Annotated in this window: 3 protein-coding genes; 1 reads left to right on the top strand and 2 read right to left on the bottom strand. The window is 63.9% G+C overall.

Going from position 1 to position 2,799, the window contains the following annotated elements; genetic code table 11:
• On the top strand, positions 1-515 hold a 515-nt coding region (locus JWQ89_RS02580), incomplete at its 5' end, for a ThuA domain-containing protein (RefSeq protein ID WP_299638159.1).
• Positions 516-733: 218 nt separating this feature from the next.
• Here JWQ89_RS02580 and JWQ89_RS02575 read toward each other — a convergent pair.
• Positions 734-2,323, bottom strand: a complete 1,590-nt coding sequence (locus JWQ89_RS02575; protein ID WP_299638157.1) for a peptide chain release factor 3 — start codon at positions 2,321-2,323, stop codon at positions 734-736.
• A gap of 233 nt (positions 2,324-2,556) precedes the next feature.
• A partial coding sequence (locus JWQ89_RS02570) for a hypothetical protein (protein ID WP_299638155.1) occupies positions 2,557-2,799 on the bottom strand: 243 nt, incomplete at its 5' end.

Raw genomic sequence — 2,799 nt, 5'->3', positions numbered from 1 at the left:
CGGCGGCAGGCGCGGCTCCGGGTGCGGCTCCGGCGGCTCCCCGTGCGCCCGCCGGTCCTCCCGGCGGCGTGGGTCTCTGGCCTGAGTTCAACAAGATGATCGGTGGTTACTTCAAGTTCCACTGGGTCTATCCGCAACCGATCACGGTGAAAATCGACGACAAGAAGAGCCCGCTGACCAAGATGTTCAATGGTCAGGAGTTCAGCGTTCACGACGAAACCTACACCTTCAACCAGGACTCCTGGTCGCGGACCAATCTCCACGTTCTCACCAGCATCGATTACGACAAGATGAGCGATGTGGATAAGGCCAAGGAATCCGGCAAGCGCACCGACGGCGACTATGGCCTCAGCTGGATCCGCGCTGAAGGCAAGGGCCGCGTCTTCTATGAAGCGCTCGGCCACGACGAGCACCTCTATGCCATGCCGCTCTATCTCGAGCACATCATGGCCGGCTTCCAGTACGCCTTGGGTGACCTGAAGGCCGACGACAGCCCGAGCGTCAAAGCGAAGTAGGGTCAAGGTCACGCCGCAGCTTCCAGTTTCCTGGGAGCTGCGGCAGAGCCACTATAAGGCCGATTGCCGGAGTTTTCGGCGTCGATCGTGCCAGATTTTCACGGCCGGGCGCCGCTTCAGGGCTGGCTCCCGGCCGTGTCTATTTTGACTTTGATGAGAACGACGAAGGCTGAGGCCGAAAGTCGCCACGAGGGATGAAGGCGCATGGGCCTTTCCTTTCAGCCCCGCTCTTTGGTCCGCTCGAACCTGATCTTCGGAAACCGCTCCCCGACATAGCCGATCTCCCAGCTCGACTTGGCCAGGAAGACGATGTTGTCGTCGATATCGCGAGCCATGGCGCTGCGATGCTTGGCGGCGAAATCCTCGATCTCCGCAGCCTCGCCCCCCAGCCACCGGGCCTCGGCATAGGGGGCGGCTTCGAAGACGACGTCGAGGACATATTCGTTCGACAGCCGGTCGGCCATCACCTCGAATTGCAGCTGGCCGACGGCGCCGACGATGAAGTCGCTGCCGATCTCGGGCCTGAAGAGCTGGGTGACACCTTCCTCGGCCAATCCCTCCAGCGCTTTCTTCAGGTGCTTGGCCTTCAGCGGGTCCTTGACCCGCACGCGGCGCAGGATCTCCGGGGCGAAATTGGGCAGGCCCGCGAAGCGCACCGCGCCGCTTTCCGACAGGCTGTCGCCCACCCGCAGCACCCCGTGGTTCGGAATTCCCATGACATCACCGGCATAGGCCTCCTCCGCCAGTTCGCGGTCGGAGGCGAAGAACAGGATGGGGGCGTTGACGCTCATCTGCCGCTGTGGCGGGGCGCCCTTGCCGCCGGCGGAATAGGCCTTGAGCTTCATGCCGCGGGCAAATTTGCCGGAGGTCAGCCGCAGGAAGGCGATACGGTCGCGGTGGTTGGGATCCATATTGGCCTGGACCTTAAACACGAAGCCCGAGACCTCCTCGGCGCCCGGCTCGACCTGGGTCGGCTTCCCTTCGCGCTCGGCTGTCATCGGCCCGGGAGGCGGCGCGAAACGGCCCAGCGTGGCGAGCAATTCATCAACCCCGAAATGGCGCAGGGCCGAGCCAAACAGCACGGGTGTTACTGCTCCGGCCAGGAAGCCCTGATGATCGAATGGCCGTCCCGCCAGTTCCGCCCCGTCCGATAGCTCGGCGCGTTCCTCGGGGCGGAGCTTGTCGTCCATGGCGTTGGACTCGAAGGCTACCGACGGGCCATGCTCGCCGCCGCGCTGATAGGGCTGGAACTGGCGGGTGGTCAGGTCGAGCATGCCCTTGAACCGACCGCCCGAGCCGGCCGGCCAGTAGAGCGGCGTGGGGTCGAGCGCCAGTTTGTCGGCGATCTCATCCAGAATGGCGAAGGGGTCGAGCGCTTCGCGGTCCATCTTGTTGACGAAGGTGACGATCGGGATATCGCGCAGCCGGCAGACCTCGAACAGCTTCAGGGTCTGGGGCTCGATGCCTTTGGCGGCGTCCAGCACCATCACCGCGGCATTGGCGGCGGTGAGGGTGCGGTAGGTGTCTTCCGAAAAGTGCTCGTGGCCCGGCGTATCGAGCAGATTGAACATCAGCCCGGCATGATCGAAGGTCATGACGCTGGCGCTGACCGAGATGCCTCGCTCGCGCTCGATCTTCATCCAGTCGCTGCGAGTGCGGCGCTGCTCCCCGCGCGCCCGAACCGCGCCGGCCGCGCGGATGGCGCCCCCGGCCAGCAGCAGGTTCTCGGTCAGGGTGGTCTTGCCGGCGTCAGGATGGCTGATGATGGCGAAGGTGCGCCGGCGGGCGGCTTCGGTGGCGATCGACATGGGCCGGGGAGGTATCAGGCGGTCCCGGCTGGGTCTAGTGTGGTGGTGCTGAAGTTCGCATGTGGTAGCGGCTGCGCGGTTGCGAACTTCAGCACCGTAAACCACACTAGAAACAGTAACTTCTCTAGTGACCTTGTCGATTCTGAAGTTCGCTCAGCATTGCCGCAAGTCTGGCGAACTTCAGAATCGGGACACTAGAAGAGCTTGCCGATTCACGGGTCGCCCCGGATCGATCAGGAGTCGAAGTCCTCCTTTTGGGGCCTCTGCTTCTTCTGCGCCCGATCGATCAGCCTGCGCGCCAGGCCGCTAACCGAATTGTCGTGCGGATCGGTGAGCAGCGGGCGCAGCATTGCGGCGGCCTCATCGTAGTAGCCGATATCCATCAGGGCCACGGCGGTGTTCACGGTCAGGCTGGTCACCTGTGGCGCGGCCTTTCGCGCCTGGATCAACAGCAAGACGTCGGTCTCGGAGGGATA

It is taken from the genome of Devosia sp., assembly GCF_028290645.1.
In the GTDB taxonomy this organism is placed as follows: domain Bacteria; phylum Pseudomonadota; class Alphaproteobacteria; order Rhizobiales; family Devosiaceae; genus Devosia_A.
This window is presented reverse-complemented; position numbering and strand designations above follow the sequence as displayed.

Bases quoted from the DNA above. Each gene is read 5' to 3' on its own strand.
- JWQ89_RS02575 (WP_299638157.1), bottom strand. From the start codon at position 2,323: ATGTCGATCGCCACCGAAGCCGCCCGCCGGCGCACCTTCGCCATCATC.